We start from the raw sequence: 16859 nt of genomic DNA on the forward strand, positions 1-16859 counted from the left end.
CCAGGGGCGCACGGGTGAGCGCCCCCCGAACCAAGACGACTAACGGGGGAAACAATCATGAGCGGCAACCGACCAACCGATCCCGGCGCCATTGAGCGCGCGGAAATCGAAGACACCAGCCTTCTGGCCTTCTATCGCGACATGAATCCGCCGGAGCGCCGCACATTCTGGGCCTGTGCCACAGGCTGGGCGCTCGATGGCATGGATTTCATGATCTATCCGCTGGTGATCGGCACCATCATCGTGATGTGGAAGGTCGATCCCGGCACCGCCGGACTCGCCGGCACGGTGACACTGCTCGCATCCGCCATCGGCGGCTGGCTCGGCGGTTATCTTGCCGACCGTATCGGCCGCGTCCGCACGCTGCAGCTGACCATCCTGTGGTTCTCGTTCTTCTCGCTGATCTGTGCCTTCGTGCAGAATTTCGATCAGCTGCTGGTGGCGCGTGCGCTGCTCGGCATCGGCTTTGGCGGTGAATGGGCCGCAGGCGCAGTGCTGATGGGCGAAGCCATCCGTCCGCAATATCGCGGCCGTGCTGTCGGCTCGGTGCAATCCGGGTGGGCGATCGGCTGGGGTCTCGCCGTGCTGTCACAAGCGGTCTTGTTCTCATGGCTTCCACCAGAGACAGCGTGGCGCTGGATGTTCGCCATCGGTGCACTGCCGGCTTTGCTGGTGCTGTATCTGCGCCGCTACGTCGAAGAACCGGTCATCGCCGCGGAGACCCGCGCCAAGCAGAACGCCAGTGGCGATCGGCCCAAGCTCAGCGAAATCTTTGCCGGCCCGATGCTGAAGACCACGATCCTTGCGTCGCTCGCTGCGACCGGTTGCCAGGGTGGCTATTACGCCATCACCTTCTGGGTGCCGCGCTTCCTCACCACCGAGCGCAAGCTGTCGATCGTCTCATCGACCGGCTATCTCTCGGCGCTGATCGTCGGCTCCTTCATCGGCTATCTCGTCGGTGCCTGGCTCGCCGACCGCATCGGTCGCCGCAACCTGTTCCTGACCTTCTCGCTCGGCGCCATCGCAGTCATCCTGATCTACACACAGGTGACGCTCACCAACGAAGTGCTGTGGATCCTCGGCTTCCCGCTCGGCTTCTTTGCGTCGGGCTACTTCTCCGGCATGGGCGCGTTCCTCACGGAGCTCTATCCAACACGTCTGCGCGGATCGGGCCAAGGCTTCTGCTACAATTTCGGCCGTGGCATCGGCGCTCTGTTCCCGTTCCTGGTCGGCGCTCTGTCCAACACCACCAGCCTCGGCAATGCCATCGCGATCTTCGCAGTGCTGGCTTACGGCCTGTTCTTCCTCGCAGCCTATGCGTTGCCTGAAACCCGCGGACGTATTCTCTATGCAGACGCCTGATTCATCCCCCAGCGAACCCCGGGCTTGCCCGGGGCCGCAACCGAGCCAGCGCAGCGCGACACGGTTCACCGTGCCGCGTGGTGCCGTTGATACCCATGCCCATGTGATCGGTCTGCCGCCGGACTATCCGTTCGTCGCCGGGCGGAGTTACACACCGCCGGAGGCCACGGCGGCATCTTATCTATCGATGCTCGATGCGACCGGCATGACTTACGGCGTGCTAACGCAAGTCAGCGTGCATGGCACCGACAACCGCCTGCTGGTGAACGCGCTCACCGCCAATCGCCAGCGGTTGCGTGGCATCGCGGTGATCGGGCTGGATTGCCCCGAGAAGGAGAAGGTGGCGCTGAAAGAAGCGGGCGTCGTCGGCCTTCGGCTCAACGTGCTTTATGGCGGCGGGATGGGTTTCGCGCAGCTTGAGGACTACGCGTCGCTCTGCCGCGAGATGGGCTGGCATCTGCAATTCCTGATCGATGCCAAGGATATTCCGGCTCTCGCCTCACGCTTTGCGAAACTGCCGGTGCCATTCCTCGTTGACCACATGGGACACTTCCCGACCTCACGCGGCATCAACGATCCGGGCTTCGACGCTCTGGTCGGCCTCGTGCGCGACGGCGCATGGGTTCGACTGTCCGGCGCGTATCGCACCAGCATTCAGGGTGGGCCGCCCTATAGCGATACGATTCCCTTCGCCCAGAAGCTGGTCGCCGCCAATCCCGACCGTTGCGTCTGGGGCTCCGACTGGCCGCATGTGGCGAACTGGGATGTGATGATGGGCGTAAGCGATCTGCTCGACCTGCTTGCAGAGTGGGTGCCGGATGAGACGATGCGCAATCGTATCCTCACGAACAATCCGCAGAAGCTGTTCGGCTTCCCCGCGGTCTAGCGTCCCACCGAATACGGCCCGCCCTTCTCCAGCGCGCGCTGATAGGCGGGCCGCGCGTGGATCTTCGCGAGCCACGCCATCGCCTTGGGATGTCCTTGCTCCAGCCCGGCGCGCGCGGAGGCCGCTTCGAGTGGGAAGCTCATCTGGATATCGGCGGCGGTGAACTCGCTGCCCGCGAACCATTCGCTCTTCGACAGTTCGCCTTCCCAGAACGCCATGTGCTGTTTGAGTTGCGGATCGACCAGCGTGTTCAGCGCTTTCGCGGCGATGGCATTGACCACCGGGCGCATCAGCAGCGGCGCGCGCTTCGGCAGCATCAGGAAGATCAGCTTCAACAGCAGCGGCGGCATCGCCGACCCCTCGGCGTAGTGCAGCCAATAGGTGAAGCGCAGGCGCTCCGGTGTGTTGTCAGGCGGAATCAGCCGGCCGTTGCCGTAGGTTTTGACGAGATATTCGACGATCGCGCCGGACTCGGCGATCGTGTTGCCGTTGTCGGTAATGACCGGCGACTTGCCGAGCGGATGAATCGCCCGCAGCTCCGGCGGAGCCAGCATGTTGGGCTGCCGGTTGTATCTGATGATCTCATAGGGAGTGCCGAGCTCTTCGAGCAGCCACAGCACGCGCTGGGAGCGCGAGTTATTCAGGTGATGGACAGTGAGCATGGCGATCCTTTGCGAGCTGGCGCACTTAATTATCGCCCGGGTAATATTGACAGATATATTATCCGGGTATAATTAGCATCGATCTTGATGATGAGACGGGCTTATTCCCATGACTGAAATGAGTGTTCCTCCGTTTAGCGCCTTTGCCGGTCCGAAGCTGCTGGCTTCTGGGCCATTGGCCGAGGTCGCGATCGCGATCAAGATCGCGACCGGCGCAATCGCCGATCCGATCGTCATTGTCGACAACGCCACCGGCAAGTCACTCCATATCGATTTGCGCGGCAGCCATCGCGAGGTCGTCGCCCGCCTGCCCCAGCTATCCGCGGTCGAGCCCCACGTCGAGGCGTCGACCGAGCCCCGTGGCCGTGGCCGGCCGAAGCTTGGCGTTGTCGCCCGCGAGGTAACGCTGTTGCCGCGCCATTGGGAGTGGCTTAGCGCACAGCCGGGCGGTGCCTCAGTCGCGCTACGCAAGCTGGTAGAAAATGCCCGCCGCGCGAGTGGCGACAGGGATCGTCAACGCGCCGCGCGCGATGCGGCCTATCACTTCATGTCGACCATGGCCGGAGATCGGCCGGGCTTTGAGGAAGCGTCGCGCGCGCTGTTTGCCGGCGATCAACGGCGCTTCACCGAACTCATCGCGAACTGGCCAGTCGATATCCGCGATCACATCGTAATACTCGCATTTCGTGATCAGGCCGCCGCCCCACCGGCCTGATCACCCGGCCCCATCGACCACCACAACACCGTGCGCATCAACGCGCGCTAACGGACCGTTATGTCTTCGTGCCAACCGAGAACCCGCTATGTCTGAGCCTTTGCCGATGACACCGCGTCCTTTGTGGAGGACGTTTCTCACCTTCCTTGCACCGATGATGCTGAGCAATATTCTGCAATCGCTGTTCGGCACCATCAACAGCATCTATGTCGGCCAGATGATCGGCGTCGATGCGCTCGCGGCGGCATCGGTGTTCTTTCCGGTAATGTTCTTCTTCATCTCCTTCGTCGTGGGGTTGGGAGCGGGCGCGTCGGTGCTGATTGGCCAGGCCTGGGGCGCGGGCGAGCGCCACAAGGTAAAGGCGGTGGCCGGCACGACCCTCGCTGTCGCCCTTCTGCTAGCGGTCATCATCGCAGTGTTCGGCGCCCTATTGAGCCGACCAATGATGGTTGCGCTTGCGACACCGGCGGATATTCTCGACCAGGCCAGCGCCTATGCCCGGATCATGATGCTGGCGATGCCGGCGACCTTCATCTTCATTCTGATGACATCGATGATGCGCGGCGTCGGCGACACCGTGACGCCGCTATGGGCGCTGGCACTGTCCACATTCATAGGCCTCACCGTCACACCGGCGCTGATCCAGGGCTGGTTCGGCCTGCCGCGACTTGGCGTGGCCAGCGCTGCCTGCGCCGCGGCCGCGTCGAGCGCGTTCACGCTGCTCTGGCTCGCCATGTACCTGCGCCGCAAGAAACACGCGCTCGCGCCCGACGCGGAGTTCCTGCGCAGAATACGGCTTGACCCCGCGCTGCTGCGCAAGGTGTTGCGGATCGGTATCCCTTCCGCGATCGGCATGGCCGTAATGTCGGTCGCCGAACTTGTGCTGCTCGGCCTCGTCAACGGCTTCGGCTCCAACGCGACCGCCGCTTATGGCGCGGTCAACCAGATTTTGAGCTATGTACAGTTTCCCGCCATTTCGATCTCGATTACGGCCTCGATCTTCGGCGCGCAGGCCATCGGCCGCGGCCAGGCCGACCAGCTCGGCGCCATCGTCCGCACCGGATTGCTGATGAACCTCGTCCTGACCGGCGGACTGGTGGCGATCGCCTACCTGTTCTCCCGCACCCTCATGAGCTTTTTCATCGTCGATCCGGCGGTCCTCGAACTCGCACAGCGGTCGCTTCACATTGTACTGTGGAGTTCGATCCTGTTCGGCATGGCCACAACATTCTCCGGAATGATGCGTGCCAGCGGAACGGTATTTGCACCATTGGCGCTTCTGGTTTTCGCCATCGTTGCCATCGAGGTGCCCTCGGCCGTCATCCTCAGCCGCACTATCGGTCTCGATGGCGTCTGGGCCGCCTACCCCATCACCTTCTGCGCCATGTTTGTTCTGCAGATGAGCTATTACATGCTGGTGTGGCGCAAACGGACCGTACAGCGTCTGATCTGACACTGTGCGCCGTCAAGCCATAGCATTACGGTCATCATAAAAGATGTGGACGCATCGCACGTGCTGCGCCACACTGCACCCAATAAAAATTCGGGAGACCGCCTTGACCAAGACGTCGCCACAATTCCTGTTCGATTTCGGCAGCCCCAACGCCTATCTCAGCCATCTGGCGATCCCGGCGATCGAAGCGCGCACCGGCGTGACATTCGAATACGTCCCGGTCCTGCTGGGGGGCATCTTCAAGGCGACCAATAATCGCTCGCCGGCGGAGACCTATGCCGGCGTCAAGAACAAACGTGAATTTCATCAAATCGAGACCGAGCGGTTCGTGAAGCGCTTCAGCGTCAAGCCCTACACGATGAATCCGTTCTTCCCGGTCAACACGCTGAACCTGATGCGCGTCGCCATCGCGGCACAGTTTGACGGCGTGTTCGAGAAATACGTCGACGCCGCGTTCCATCATATGTGGGGCGAGCCAAAGAAGATGGATGACCCCGAAGTGGCCATAAAAGCACTCACCGACTCCGGTCTCGATGGCGCAAGATTGTTCGCACGCGGACAGGAGCCGGAGGTGAAGGCGGTACTGGTGGCCAATACACAGACCGCTGTCGAGCGCGGCGCGTTCGGCTCACCGACCTTCTTCGTCGGCGATGAGATGTTCTTCGGCAAGGAGCAGTTGCGCGAGGTCGAGGAATTGATTACCGGCGCCGGCAAATAGCGGAGAGCACATCATGCAGAAGCGCAACGCGACTGTCGCGGTCATCGGCGCCGGTGATTTTATCGGCTCGGAGATCGCCAAGAAATTCGCCGCCGAAGGTTTCACGGTGTTCGCTGGGCGCCGTAACGGCGACAAGCTGGCGCCTTTGGTGGCAGAGATCGAGGCTATGGGCGGCACGATCGTGGCGCGCTCGCTCGATGCCCGCAAGGAAGACGAGATCGCCGCCTTCCTCAATGACGCCGATGCGCACGCGCCATTGGAGGTCTGCATCTTCAATGTCGGCGCCAACGTCAATTTCCCAATTTTGGAGACAACCGAGCGGGTGTTTCGCAAGGTCTGGGAGATGGCCTGCTATTCCGGTTTCCTGGCCGGGCGCGAAGCTGCACGGCTGATGATGCCGCGCGGCCAGGGCAACATCTTCTTCACAGGCGCCACCGCGAGCTTGCGTGGCGGCAGTGGTTTTGCCGCTTTTGCATCGGCCAAATTCGGGTTGCGTGCAGTAGCTCAGGCGATGGCCCGCGAGCTCGGCCCGAAAAACATCCATGTTGCCCATTTGATTATCGACAGCGGCGTCGACACCGCCTGGGTGCGCGAACGCCGCGAGCAGATGTGGGGCAAGGAGGCGCTCAACAATCCCGATTTGTTGATGCCGCCTGCGTCGGTCGCCCAGTCATACTGGCAGCTCTATCAGCAGCCGCGTAGCGCCTGGACGTTTGAACTGGAGATTCGCCCGTTCGGGGAGAAGTGGTAGCGAGCACCTTCTCGCAGCCGTCATTGCAGGTAGCTCTTGCGACTAAGCAATCCAGCCCTGCATCGACAAGGAACTGGATTGCTTCGCTTCGCTCGCAATGACGGGCTACTGTTTGACAGCTTCACGTTCCAATCCAACATGGACTCATCCCAATGCGTATTCTCGTGGTCGGCGCCGGTGCCATCGGCGGCTATTTCGGCGGCAGGCTGTTACAGGCCGGCAATGACATCACTTTCCTGGTTCGCCCGAAGCGCGCCGGTGAGCTGGCAAGCGCCGGCCTTGTCATCAAGAGCCCGCACGGCGACGTGACCCTGAAGAATCCGCCGACGGTGCAGGCAGATGCGATCAAGGAGAAATTCGATGTCGTGCTGCTGAGCTGCAAGGCCTTCGACCTCGACGACGCCATCGCGTCCTTTGCACCCGCGGTTGGGCCGAACACGGCGATCATTCCGCTGCTCAACGGCATGAAGCATCTCGACGTACTGGAGAAGAAGTTCGGCGCCGAGAACGTCATGGGCGGCCAATGCCAGATCGCAGCGACGCTCAACGAGGCGCGCGAGGTCGTCCAGATGGCGCCAATGCAGGTGCTCAGCTTCGGCGAACGCAAGGGCGGCAGTTCAGATCGCGTGAAGGCGATCGCTGCGATCATGGCGACCGGCAACTTTGGAGGCGCGGCCTCCGAGAATATCATGCAGGATATGTGGGAGAAGTGGGTGTTCCTGGCGACGATTGCCGGCTCGACCAGCGCGATGCGCGGCGCTGTCGGTGACATCGTCGCGGCACCTGGCGGCCGAGACTTCATCCTCGGCGTGCGGGATGAGATGAGTGGCGTCGCCAAGGCCAACGGCTTCGCACCGCGGGCAGCCTTCCTCGAACGCACCGAGGGCATGCTGACAGCAGAAGGTTCGAAGATGACCGCCTCGATGTATCGCGACATCCTCAACAAGGCGCAGATCGAGGCCGACCAGATCGTCGGCGATGTCATCGCCCGCGCCGATGCCGCCAAGGTTGCCGTGCCGCGACTGCGGATGATCTATACGCATCTCAAGGCGTATGAGCATCAGCGGGTAGCGTAAGCATCGCAACGTAGCCCGGATCAGGCCAATCGCAATCCGGGCTACGGATTTCCCCTCATAGATGCGCCAGATAATGCGCCAGCGCAGTGATCTCTTCTTCACTGAGCGAATAGGCAACCTCAGCCATCGCTGCCATGCCCCCACCGGCGCGGACGCCGGACTTGTAATCGCGCAGCGCCTTGACGAGATAGTCCTCGCGCTGTCCGGCGATACGCGACACCGCCTTCGTGCCACCATAACTTTCCGTGTGACACGACGCGCAGCGACGGCCGACCGCCGCTTGCGCGCCCTTGGCCGACAGATCCGGATTGTCATCGGGCTTTTTGCCCTCCGGCGGCTTCAGCGAAGCGAAATAGGCGCCGAGATTACGGATGTCGTTGTTGTCGATCTGCTCCAAGATCGGCTGCATCTGTTCGTTCTTGCGGGTGCCTGAACGAAAGAACACCAGCTGCCACTGGATAAACAGATCCGGCTGTGCGGCGAGCGAAGGGATGTTCTCCATTTGCGAGATGCCGTTTTCGCCGTGACAGCCGCTGCAGAGCTCGGCTTTCTCCTTGCCCGCGGCGATATCGGCGGCATCAGCCGGACTGGACCCAGAACCAAGAACTAGAAAGACAAGAACAGCTGCGATTGCAGAACGATGCATGAGCCACATTCCCATTCCAGAATACATGAGGCTGGAGCTGCGGATGACGCAACTCCAGCCTCACGCAATTCGCGACTTACTTCGCGTAGCTGATGCGATAGATTGCGCCTGCCCAATCGTCGGCAATCAGCAGCGATCCATCCTTGGCCAGAACAATATCGGCAGGACGGCCGAGATAACCCTGGTCACCCTCGATCCAGCCGGAGGCGAAGATCTCCTGCTTGGCGTTCTTGCCATCCGGCCCGGCGATCACACGCTTGATACGTGCGCCCTGATACTTGTGCCGGTTCCACGAGCCATGCTCCGCAATGAAGATGTTGTTCTTGTATTCGGCAGGAAACATGCTGCCGGTATAGAACTTCATCCCCAACGGAGCGACATGGGCGCCGAGATTCAACACCGGCGGCGTGAATTCCGAACACTTGTGACCCATGGCGAATTTCGGATCCGGCATGTTGCCTTGATGGCAATGCGGATAGCCGAAATGCTCGCCAAGCTTCGAGATCATGTTGAGTTTGTCGCTCGGCATATCGTCGCTGATCCAGTCGCGCGCATTTTCGGTGAACCAGTATTTGCCGGTGCGGGGATCGACGTCGCCGCCCACCGAGTTGCGCACGCCCAGCGCAACGATTTCGGCATTGCCGGTCTTGGGATCGACACGGCGGATCTGCGAGAGGCTGGTCGGCGGAATGCCGATGTTGAAGGGAGGTCCGAACGGAACGTAGAACCAGCCGTCCTTGTCCGGCGCGAGATACTTCCAGCCATGTGCCGCGAATGACGGCATGTCGTCGTAGACCACCTTGCCGTCACCGAGCTTGTCGATATTTGCCTCGGCATTCTCGTATTTGATCAGCTTGTTGATATCGATCACATAGAGCGCACCGTCCTGGAAGGCGATGCCCGTCGGCATCTTCATGCCCTTGATGACGGTCTTGACCTCTTTCTTGCCGCCCTTGTCGGTGATCGCATAGACGTTGCCGAGGCCGAACGAGCCGACAAAGAGCGTGCCTTTATCGCCCCAGGCCATCTGCCGCGCCGCCAGCACGCCGGATGCATAGACCTCGATCTTGAATCCCGGCGGCAGCTTGATCTTCTTCATCATGGCTGCGAGTTCGGCATCGGACGCACCGGTCGGCGGGCCCGACGGCGGCGCCAGCCCCTTCTGTGCCTCGGTCTCGTCACCGAGGAACCAGTCGTCCGGCGGATTGGTCCAGAATTCCTTGGTATCGGATTTGTAGCTCTTGAGCTTCTGCTGTGCGCTCGCTTGATTGAGCGAGGCCATGCCGATCGCCGTAGCGAGGATGGCGGCGCACGCAACAACGGATCGACCAGTCATCGATTTCATCGCGTCACTCCCTGTGCAGCTTGTTGCGGCTGCTATGTCTTATTGAACGTTCGAGACGAACTTTATTGGTCTGTGATTTTCTCAGACAGTGAGATGCTAGCACAAATGTCGCAGGTGAAAAGCGCAACTAACGCTCGCGCAAATGAAAGACGTCGCCATCACGACGACATCTTGAAAAAAATTTTGAAAGTTAGTTCCAGTAGCCTGATGCAATTGGTGCATCGCACCGCATCATCGCGCGATCACTGCTACGTTTTTTAAAGGCTGCCCTTGGTGAGATAGCGCCAGGCCACAGCCAGCAAAATCAACCCGATGAAGATCAACGCGACCGGCAGCTTCTTCTTTTCGCGCGGGGGCGGTGGCGTGTTGGGCTTGATCCGGCGAAAGGGCGTGACATTGTTATTGTTGTCGTCGGGCATTGGTCTTGATCTCGAAGCCGTCTTGATGATGGGCGCGATGCCGGTGCCGCCCATGCGGGAATAATAGCTGCGGTAGACAGTCTGGATGGTGGCTTCGGCCGCGGCTGGCTCGGATTGTTTGCCACGCGCCAGCAGCGCGAGATAGCCCGCATAGAATGTCTGGGCTTCCTGCGGCAGCGCGTCGAGGCTTTTCAGCTTCGCCATCATCACCCAGGTCGCAAAATCCGCCCGCGCCTCGTCATTGGCACGCTTGGCAATTTCCAGGTTGGAATCAGTGGTCGACGGCATCGTCAGTCTCGTACCCGCTTCGCCCGTGGATTGTCTGCCCAACGCCCGATGATTTCAAGCGATGCGGGGCGGATCTACGTGCCTGCGGATCACAAACGACAAGGCCGCCGGACGGCGGCCTGTGATCGATAAAACTGATGCCAAAAAACCAGGAAAATTCTGGAGCGGGCGAAGGGATTCGAACCCTCGACCCCGACCTTGGCAAGGTCGTGCTCTACCACTGAGCTACACCCGCATCCGAGAAGACAGGCGGCGATTGCTCGCCGCCGACGCGCAGACCTATGCCAAATGCCGGTGGCGAATGCAACAGTTAGACTGCAACTCGGATCGCGGCGAGTTAATCGCGATTTATGGCCCTTTGAGCCCGATTCGGCCCGGAAAACGGTTCAAAACAGTCAAATGTCGCTTCTCGGGTCGAATCGACCCCTGCCGGACCTATTTCACCGGATTGCAAATTACTGTCACGGACGCCATTTAATCGCTCAGGCCATGCTAGAAGCAGCCAAATTTTTCAGACATCGAGCGAGGTTCACGTGACCATCATGGATCAGGGCGGCGCACAGACGCCGCAGGCAGGTTCGACGCCGCAGGCAGCAACCGCTCTCATCAAGGACACGACCACCCGCACCTTCGTGCAGGACGTCATCGAGGAATCCAAGCGCCAGCCGGTCCTGATCGACTTCTGGGCGCCTTGGTGTGGTCCATGCCGCCAGCTGACTCCTGTCATCGAAAAAGCCGTGACCGCCGCCAAGGGCAAGGTGAAGCTGGTCAAGATGAACATCGACGAGAATCCGGAGATTCCCGGCCAGATGGGCATCCAGTCGATCCCCGCCGTGATCGCCTTCGTCAACGGCCAGCCGGCCGATGGCTTCATGGGTGCGGTTCCGGAGAGTCAGGTCAATGCGTTCATAGACAAGCTGACAGCCGGCATGCCCGGCGCCGAGCCCACGGCAGCAGAACTGCTTCAGGAAGCCGAAGCGATTCTGGCTGAAGGCGATCCGGCCACCGCCGCTTCGATCTATGGCGAGGTGATTGCCGCCGATGCCGGCAATATCGCCGCCATTGCTGGCCTTGCCCGCTGTTACGTCGAGACCGGCGCCATCGAGCAGGCCAAGCAGACCCTTGAGCTCGTCCCGGTCGCGAAGCGTGAGGACGCTGCGGTCAAGGCCGTGCAGGCCAAGATCGATCTGGTCGAACAGGCCAGTGCGCTCGGTCCGGTCACCGAACTGGAACAGAAGGTCGCCGCGAATCCGCTCGACCATCAGGCCCGCTTCGACCTTGCGATCGCGCTCAATGGCGCCAATCAGCGCAGTGAGGCCACGGGTCACCTGCTTGAAATCGTCAAGCGTGATCGCAAATGGGATGACGACGGCGCCCGCAAGCAATTGATCCAGTTCTTCGACGCTTGGGGACCAACGGATGAGGCCACCGTTGACGGCCGCAGGCGGTTATCGACTATCCTGTTCTCGTAATTCTTCTCGTGTGACGAATCGGAACCGGACATGCCCATCAATGCCGACTATCGCGGGCCTGCCGAACTTCCCGAGGTGATCCCGGTCTTTCCGTTGCCGGGCGCACTGCTCCTGCCGCGTGGCCAGATGCCGCTGAACATTTTCGAACAGCGTTATCTGGCGATGATCGACGATTCGCTTCGCGACGGGCACCGGCTGATTGGCATGATCCAGCCCGATGCGGCGCATTCGCCGGATGAGGCCAAGCCGGCACTGTTCAAAGTCGGCTGTGTCGGGCGCATCACCCAGCTCGCCGAATCCGGTGACGGCCGCTACATCCTCGAACTGACCGGCGTTTCCCGTTTCGAAGTGGTGCGGGAACTCTCGGTGCTGACGGCGTACCGGCAGTGCAAGGTCGACTACTTCCCCTTCATCGACGATTTCACCGCACGCAAGGGCGAAGACGATGTCGACCGGGCCGCGCTGCTCGCGGTGCTCACCGACTTCCTCAAGGCCAACAACCTGAAAGTGGATTGGGAAGGCATCGACAAGGCGCCCAACGAGGCCCTGGTGAACGCGCTGGCGATGATGTCGCCCTATGGTCCGCCCGAGAAACAGGCGATGCTCGAAGCGCCCGATCTCAAGACCCGCGCCGAGATCCTGATCGCTGTCACTGAAATGGATCTGGCCAAGAAGCGCACCAGCGGCGACCCACCGCTGCAGTAATTCTGATAAATAACCATGATCAACGACCGCATCACCGGAGCGCACTCATGACCACACCGCCAATCGAGCGCGCCGAAAGCACCGTCGACGCCAAGCTGCTCGAGATTCTGGTGTGCCCGCTGACCAAGGGCCAACTCGAATTCGATGCCGCCCGCCAGGAGCTGATCTCGCGCCAGGCCAAGCTTGCTTATCCGATCCGCGATGGCATTCCGATCATGCTCCCGGAAGAAGCGCGGAAGATCGACTGAATTTCTGATGTGGCGGCTCATGCCGGCGCAAATCTCAAGGCGACGATTCCCGCGACGATGAGGGCGACCCCGCCGCCGCGCAGCAGACTCATCGATTCGCCAAACAGCACGCTTCCGAACAGGACCGTCCCGGCTGCGCCGATCCCGACCCATACCGCGTAGGCGGACCCCACCGGCAAAACCTCCAGAACCCGGCCGAGCAGATAGACGAACGCGGCGAGGAAAATCAGCGACAGGATGGTCCAGCCCGGTCGGGTGTAACCCGTGGCATATTTCATCGAAATCGCCCACCCCACATCCAGAAGCCCGGCCACGATCAGTTGCAGCCATGCGACGCCCTGGCTCATGGCTGCCTCATGCTGCGATCTTGAGAAGATGTGCGTCGCGCTCAGCGAGGAATGCACGCAACCGGTCGGCGTAGTCGGCCGTGACAGCGTTCGCTACACTCGGACGCCTGCGTAACGCTGCGCGCCATGCCCGAACCTTGGGTATTTGGGCGAAGACTTCCGTGTCAGCGATGGTATCGAACACATCGAAATAGCGGAAGATTGGCGCGTAAACCGCATCGACCATACTGAAGTGCTGCCCCGCGAAAAACGGCGCTGCGGTTAGCACCTTCTCGATGCGACCGAATTTGCCGGCCAACATCTTCCGCTTCGCTTCATAGCTGTTCGCTTCGGTGGCCGTCTCAAATCCCCACAGATCCGCGAGGATCGACGAGCCGAACTCGATCCAGCCACGGTGCCCGGCTCGTTCGAGCGGATCGGAAGGGTGAAGCTGCACGCCTGTCTGCGTCTCTTCGATGTATTCGCAGATCACCGCACTTTCGAAGAGCACGGCAGTGTCGTTGCCGTCGCGTCGCACAAGCAGAAGCGGAACCTTGCCCAGCGGGGAGATCGCGTAAAACCAGTCCGGCTTGTGCGCGAGATCGATATAGCGCCGCTCGAAACAGACACCCTTTTCGGCAAGCACGATGGCCGCTCGCTGCACGTAAGGGCAGAGATGATGGCTGACCAGCGTCAGTGCTGGTGCGTCTGGTTGATCCACGGTCATGCGCTCACCTTTATTCTCTCGGCGCGCATGGTCTGCTGCACGGCGGGTCGCGCTTCGACGCGAGCCATGAAGTCGCGCAGACACGGAAAGTTGGACAGATCCACCTTTGCTAAGTTGGACCACCCAACGATCGTGAACAGATAGGCGTCGGCCACCGTGAAGCCTTCTCCGAGCAGGAACGGCCTGCCCGCTGCCAGATGGCGCTCGACCGACGCCAGCCGCTCTGCGATCTTTACGCGTGCAACATCTGCCGCCTGTGCGCCATATTCGGGGTGAAACAGCCACGGGCTGAACATCTTGTGGAGTTCGGTGGCAATGAAATTGAGCCAGGATTGCAGCTCGACACGCTGCGGTGTGCCGGCAGGCGGCGCCAACCTGCTCTCGGGTTTGAGGTCCGCAAGGTATTGAACGATCGCGGTGCCCTCGGTCAGCACTGTGCCGTCATCGAGCGCCAGCGCTGGCACATAGCCATTCGGGTTCACCGCCGAATAGTCGCTGCCCGCCTCGGTGACGTGGGGCGACTTCCGGATATCCACCCGCACGATTTCAAGCGGGATACCCGCCTCGTTCGCAACAATGTGCGGCGAGAGCGAACAGGTACCGGTGGCGTAATAGAGTTTCATGGTTGGATCTTTCGTTGCATCCGTCGTGGGGTCGCTATCGCACCAGCAAGGTAGCGCCCGCGAAAACGCAAGTCCCATTGGCATTTTCGCCAGCGACGCTTGCGTGACTGCAAGCAGCCACACTGCTATCTTCGTCGGCATGGATGATTGGAACGAACTTCGGCTGGCGCTCGCCATCCAACGCGCGGGCGGTCTGACAGCGGCGGCAATAGCACTCGGCGTGGATCACTCCACGGCCTTCCGCCGCCTGAAAGCGTTGGAGGACAAGGTTGGCGTGCGCCTATTCGAACGACTTCCAGGCGGCGTCTACCAAGCGACGGAGGCCGGTGCGCGGATGGCTGCCGGCGCGGAGCGCATGGAGGACGAGGCGCTGGCGCTTGATCGCGATATATCCGGTCGCGATCATCGTTTGTCCGGCCGCCTGACGGTCACGTCGTCCGAAACGCTGGCCTATAGCCGGCTGACGCCGCTTCTCGCCGCGTTCCAGCAGACTCACCCTGGCATTGTCGTGGAGCTGGTGATCGACAACCGCGTGCTGAGTCTTTCGCGCCGCGAAGCCGACATCGCATTGCGCCCTATCCGTCCGAAAGAAGGCGATCTTTGGGGACGCAGACTGTCGGCCATCGCATGGGCACTGTACGCCGCCCCTGCCTATCTCGAGGCAATTGGCGGCCCGTTATCGAATCCATCCGAGATCGATCGCCATTCCCTGATCGGCTGGGAGGAGACAACATCAGGCATCGGGGCTGCCGACTGGCTGTCACGCGCCGCGCCATGGAACGCCTTCGTCTATCGGACAAACAGTCTGGTCAATCAGCTCGTCGCAGCGAAAGCCGGCATCGGGCTCGCGCTGATGCCGTGCTATCTCGCAGATCACGACGCCGGGGTGGCAAGAGCACTATCTGAGCCCCTCAAGGAACTCGAGGGTGAACTCTGGATCGTGACTCATGCAGATTTGAAGAATACGGCGCGCGTCAGGGCCTTCTTCGATCTCGTCGGCGAAGGATTGATCCGCGAGCGCCCGCTGTTCGAAGGCGAGAAGAAGCAGAAATCTTCCACGTTGAGCGGCGTGACCGCATGACGTGCTGACTACAGTGCCTCGCCCTTCAAAAGCCGCGGCACTTCCCCCGACAATCCCGCAGCCTGCTTGATGAAAGCGCCTTTCAGCGGCGGCAGCCGATCGACGATGCCGAGACCGATGTCGCGGATGCTGCGCACGAATGGCAGATCGTTCGAGAACAGGACGTTCAGCACATTGGTCGCGACACCCATCGTCATGGTGTCGAAGCGGCGCCAGCGCTGGTAGCGCTCAAGCACATCGCTCTGGCCGAAATCCATGCCGAGTCGTGCAGCATCGACGATGGTCTCTGCCAATGCCGCGACGTCCTTGAGACCCATATTGAGTCCCTGCCCCGCGATCGGATGGATCACATGTGCGGCGTCGCCGATCAGCGCCAACCGTTCGCCGATGAAGGAGCGCGCGACGAAGTAGCCGAGCGGAAAGGCCCGCGGCTTGTCGAGCGCTTTGACCTCGCCGAGGTGCAGGCCGAACCGCTGCTCGAGCTCGGCATGGAATTCATCATCTGGCAAAGCGACGATGCGCGCGGCTTCCGCGCGCTTCTCGGTCCACACCAGCGACGAACGCTTGCCAGTCAAAGGCAGAATTGCAAACGGCCCGGCGGGCAGGAAGTGTTCTTCGGCACGTCCGTCATGATCGCGCTCATGGCCGACAGTGACGACGATACCGGACTGGTCATAATCCCAGCCATGGGTCGCGATGCCCGCACGCTCGCGCAGCTTCGAGCGCGCGCCATCGGCAGCGACAAGAAGAGCTGCCTCGATCACGCTGCCATCCCCGAGCGTGACGCTGACACCGTCGGCCCGTGAATCGAATGTCGTCACCGCGGTCGCACGCAGGTCGACGCCCGCCGCTTCGGCGCGGATCACGAGTTCGTCGATCAGCCGGCGATTTTCGACCATATGTGCGAACGGCTCGCCCGGCTCCACATGGCCGCCGAAGGTCAGGAAGGTCGGACGGGTGGCGTCTTCCAGCTTGGAATCGGTGACGACCATGTCGAGAATCGGCTGGCTTTCGGCAGCCACAGCATCCCAGACACCGAGAGCATCAAACAGCCGCCGACAGGCAGCAACGATGGCCGTGGCGCGCGGATCGCGGCTCGGCCGGTTCGCCAGCGCGGGATCGGCGACAATGATCGGCAGATCGGGGCCAAGCCCCTGCCGCAACGCCAAAGCCAGCGCCAGTCCGGCAAACGCTCCGCCGCCGATGACAATGCCTCGTTGTGCCGCCATGATATCCGTTCTCGCTGTTGCCACGCGCTTATAGCTGGGCGAAACAGGATCGCGAAACAAGGGTGGCAATGGGACCGGGGCCTGCGCGGCCAAGGTCTTGGTAAACCTCCCTTAATATTGCCGCTGA

Annotated in this window: 19 protein-coding genes and 1 tRNA gene; 11 read left to right on the forward strand and 9 right to left on the reverse strand. The window is 61.3% G+C overall.

All coding sequences use genetic code 11. The features are described 5' to 3' along the window. The first annotated feature begins 57 nt into the window (after positions 1-57). Both AB8B02_RS24600 and AB8B02_RS24605 read left to right on the forward strand, forming a co-directional pair. Positions 58-1362, forward strand: coding sequence for an MFS transporter (locus tag AB8B02_RS24600; protein ID WP_089263183.1), 1305 nt, complete (start codon positions 58-60; stop codon positions 1360-1362). Beyond that, the gene (locus tag AB8B02_RS24605) at positions 1349-2248 is read left to right on the forward strand and encodes an amidohydrolase family protein (protein ID WP_439065405.1); all 900 of its coding nucleotides are present in this window, start codon (positions 1349-1351) and stop codon (positions 2246-2248) included. Before AB8B02_RS24600 ends, AB8B02_RS24605 begins: the two co-directional genes overlap by 14 nt. Here AB8B02_RS24605 and AB8B02_RS24610 read toward each other — a convergent pair. Next, on the reverse strand, positions 2245-2910 hold the full coding sequence (locus AB8B02_RS24610; protein ID WP_439065406.1) for a glutathione S-transferase family protein: 666 nt from the start codon (positions 2908-2910) through the stop codon (positions 2245-2247). The genes AB8B02_RS24605 and AB8B02_RS24610 overlap by 4 nt on opposite strands. A gap of 109 nt (positions 2911-3019) precedes the next feature. Between AB8B02_RS24610 and AB8B02_RS24615 the strand changes: the two genes are divergently transcribed. The 5 genes from AB8B02_RS24615 to panE all read left to right on the forward strand — a co-directional run bounded on the left by AB8B02_RS24615 (position 3020) and on the right by panE (position 7623). After that, the gene (locus tag AB8B02_RS24615; protein WP_439065407.1) at positions 3020-3625 is read left to right on the forward strand and encodes a DUF2239 family protein; all 606 of its coding nucleotides are present in this window, start codon (positions 3020-3022) and stop codon (positions 3623-3625) included. Between the two features lie 88 nt (positions 3626-3713). Further along, positions 3714-5078 carry an MATE family efflux transporter gene (locus AB8B02_RS24620; RefSeq protein WP_439065408.1) on the forward strand — a complete coding sequence of 455 codons (1365 nt, stop codon included), beginning with the start codon at positions 3714-3716 and terminating at the stop codon, positions 5076-5078. Between the two features lie 103 nt (positions 5079-5181). Next, positions 5182-5796, forward strand: a complete 615-nt coding sequence (locus AB8B02_RS24625) for a 2-hydroxychromene-2-carboxylate isomerase (protein WP_439065409.1) — start codon at positions 5182-5184, stop codon at positions 5794-5796. Between the two features lie 13 nt (positions 5797-5809). Further along, positions 5810-6547, forward strand: coding sequence for an SDR family oxidoreductase (locus AB8B02_RS24630; RefSeq protein ID WP_120287656.1), 738 nt, complete (start codon positions 5810-5812; stop codon positions 6545-6547). 152 nt (positions 6548-6699) lie between these two features. Next, positions 6700-7623: a 2-dehydropantoate 2-reductase gene (gene panE, locus AB8B02_RS24635; protein ID WP_184512487.1), complete on the forward strand. Its 924-nt coding sequence runs from the start codon at positions 6700-6702 to the stop codon at positions 7621-7623. Positions 7624-7678: 55 nt separating this feature from the next. Here panE and AB8B02_RS24640 read toward each other — a convergent pair whose 3' ends face one another. The 4 genes from AB8B02_RS24640 to AB8B02_RS24655 all read right to left on the reverse strand — a co-directional run bounded on the left by AB8B02_RS24640 (position 7679) and on the right by AB8B02_RS24655 (position 10556). Further along, complete coding sequence (locus AB8B02_RS24640) at positions 7679-8269, reverse strand: c-type cytochrome (RefSeq protein ID WP_175369328.1); 591 nt, start codon at positions 8267-8269, stop codon at positions 7679-7681. A 76-nt stretch (positions 8270-8345) separates the two neighbouring features. Next, entirely contained in the window at positions 8346-9614 is a 1269-nt protein-coding gene (locus tag AB8B02_RS24645) for a PQQ-dependent sugar dehydrogenase (protein ID WP_120287658.1), read from the reverse strand. A gap of 257 nt (positions 9615-9871) precedes the next feature. Continuing rightward, positions 9872-10321: a hypothetical protein gene (locus AB8B02_RS24650; protein ID WP_170849625.1), complete on the reverse strand. Its 450-nt coding sequence runs from the start codon at positions 10319-10321 to the stop codon at positions 9872-9874. A gap of 160 nt (positions 10322-10481) precedes the next feature. After that, positions 10482-10556, reverse strand: a tRNA-Gly gene (locus AB8B02_RS24655). A 298-nt stretch (positions 10557-10854) separates the two neighbouring features. Between AB8B02_RS24655 and trxA the strand changes: the two genes are divergently transcribed. Genes trxA through AB8B02_RS24670 form a run of 3 tightly spaced genes read left to right on the forward strand, consistent with a single transcriptional unit; the run spans position 10855 to position 12746 of the window. Beyond that, complete coding sequence (gene trxA, locus AB8B02_RS24660; RefSeq protein ID WP_439065410.1) at positions 10855-11793, forward strand: thioredoxin; 939 nt, start codon at positions 10855-10857, stop codon at positions 11791-11793. 30 nt (positions 11794-11823) lie between these two features. Next, entirely contained in the window at positions 11824-12498 is a 675-nt protein-coding gene (locus AB8B02_RS24665; protein ID WP_089263165.1) for an LON peptidase substrate-binding domain-containing protein, read from the forward strand. A gap of 47 nt (positions 12499-12545) precedes the next feature. Next, positions 12546-12746 carry a Trm112 family protein gene (locus tag AB8B02_RS24670; protein ID WP_068730204.1) on the forward strand — a complete coding sequence of 67 codons (201 nt, stop codon included), beginning with the start codon at positions 12546-12548 and terminating at the stop codon, positions 12744-12746. A gap of 17 nt (positions 12747-12763) precedes the next feature. On the opposite strand, the gene AB8B02_RS24675 is transcribed toward AB8B02_RS24670, so the two are convergent. The 3 genes from AB8B02_RS24675 to gstA are packed head-to-tail and all read right to left on the reverse strand — an operon-like array spanning position 12764 to position 14422. Further along, positions 12764-13093 (reverse strand): DMT family transporter, encoded by a 330-nt coding sequence (locus AB8B02_RS24675; protein ID WP_439065411.1) that lies wholly within the window; start codon positions 13091-13093, stop codon positions 12764-12766. Between the two features lie 7 nt (positions 13094-13100). Then, positions 13101-13799 carry a glutathione S-transferase family protein gene (locus tag AB8B02_RS24680; protein ID WP_439065412.1) on the reverse strand — a complete coding sequence of 233 codons (699 nt, stop codon included), beginning with the start codon at positions 13797-13799 and terminating at the stop codon, positions 13101-13103. Beyond that, positions 13796-14422, reverse strand: coding sequence for a glutathione transferase GstA (gene gstA, locus AB8B02_RS24685; protein WP_439065413.1), 627 nt, complete (start codon positions 14420-14422; stop codon positions 13796-13798). Before gstA ends, AB8B02_RS24680 begins: the two co-directional genes overlap by 4 nt. A gap of 103 nt (positions 14423-14525) precedes the next feature. Here gstA and AB8B02_RS24690 point away from each other — a divergent pair, with 103 nt between their 5' ends. Then, a complete protein-coding gene (locus AB8B02_RS24690; protein ID WP_439065414.1) occupies positions 14526-15503 on the forward strand; it encodes a LysR family transcriptional regulator in 978 nt (325 codons plus the stop codon). An 8-nt stretch (positions 15504-15511) separates the two neighbouring features. Here the strand turns inward: AB8B02_RS24690 and AB8B02_RS24695 are convergent, their stop codons facing one another. After that, positions 15512-16732, reverse strand: coding sequence for a ubiquinone biosynthesis hydroxylase (locus AB8B02_RS24695; protein ID WP_089263155.1), 1221 nt, complete (start codon positions 16730-16732; stop codon positions 15512-15514). Positions 16733-16859 lie beyond the last annotated feature (127 nt).

This window comes from Tardiphaga sp. 862_B3_N4_1 (assembly GCF_051811085.1).
Taxonomy (GTDB): domain Bacteria; phylum Pseudomonadota; class Alphaproteobacteria; order Rhizobiales; family Xanthobacteraceae; genus Tardiphaga; species Tardiphaga robiniae.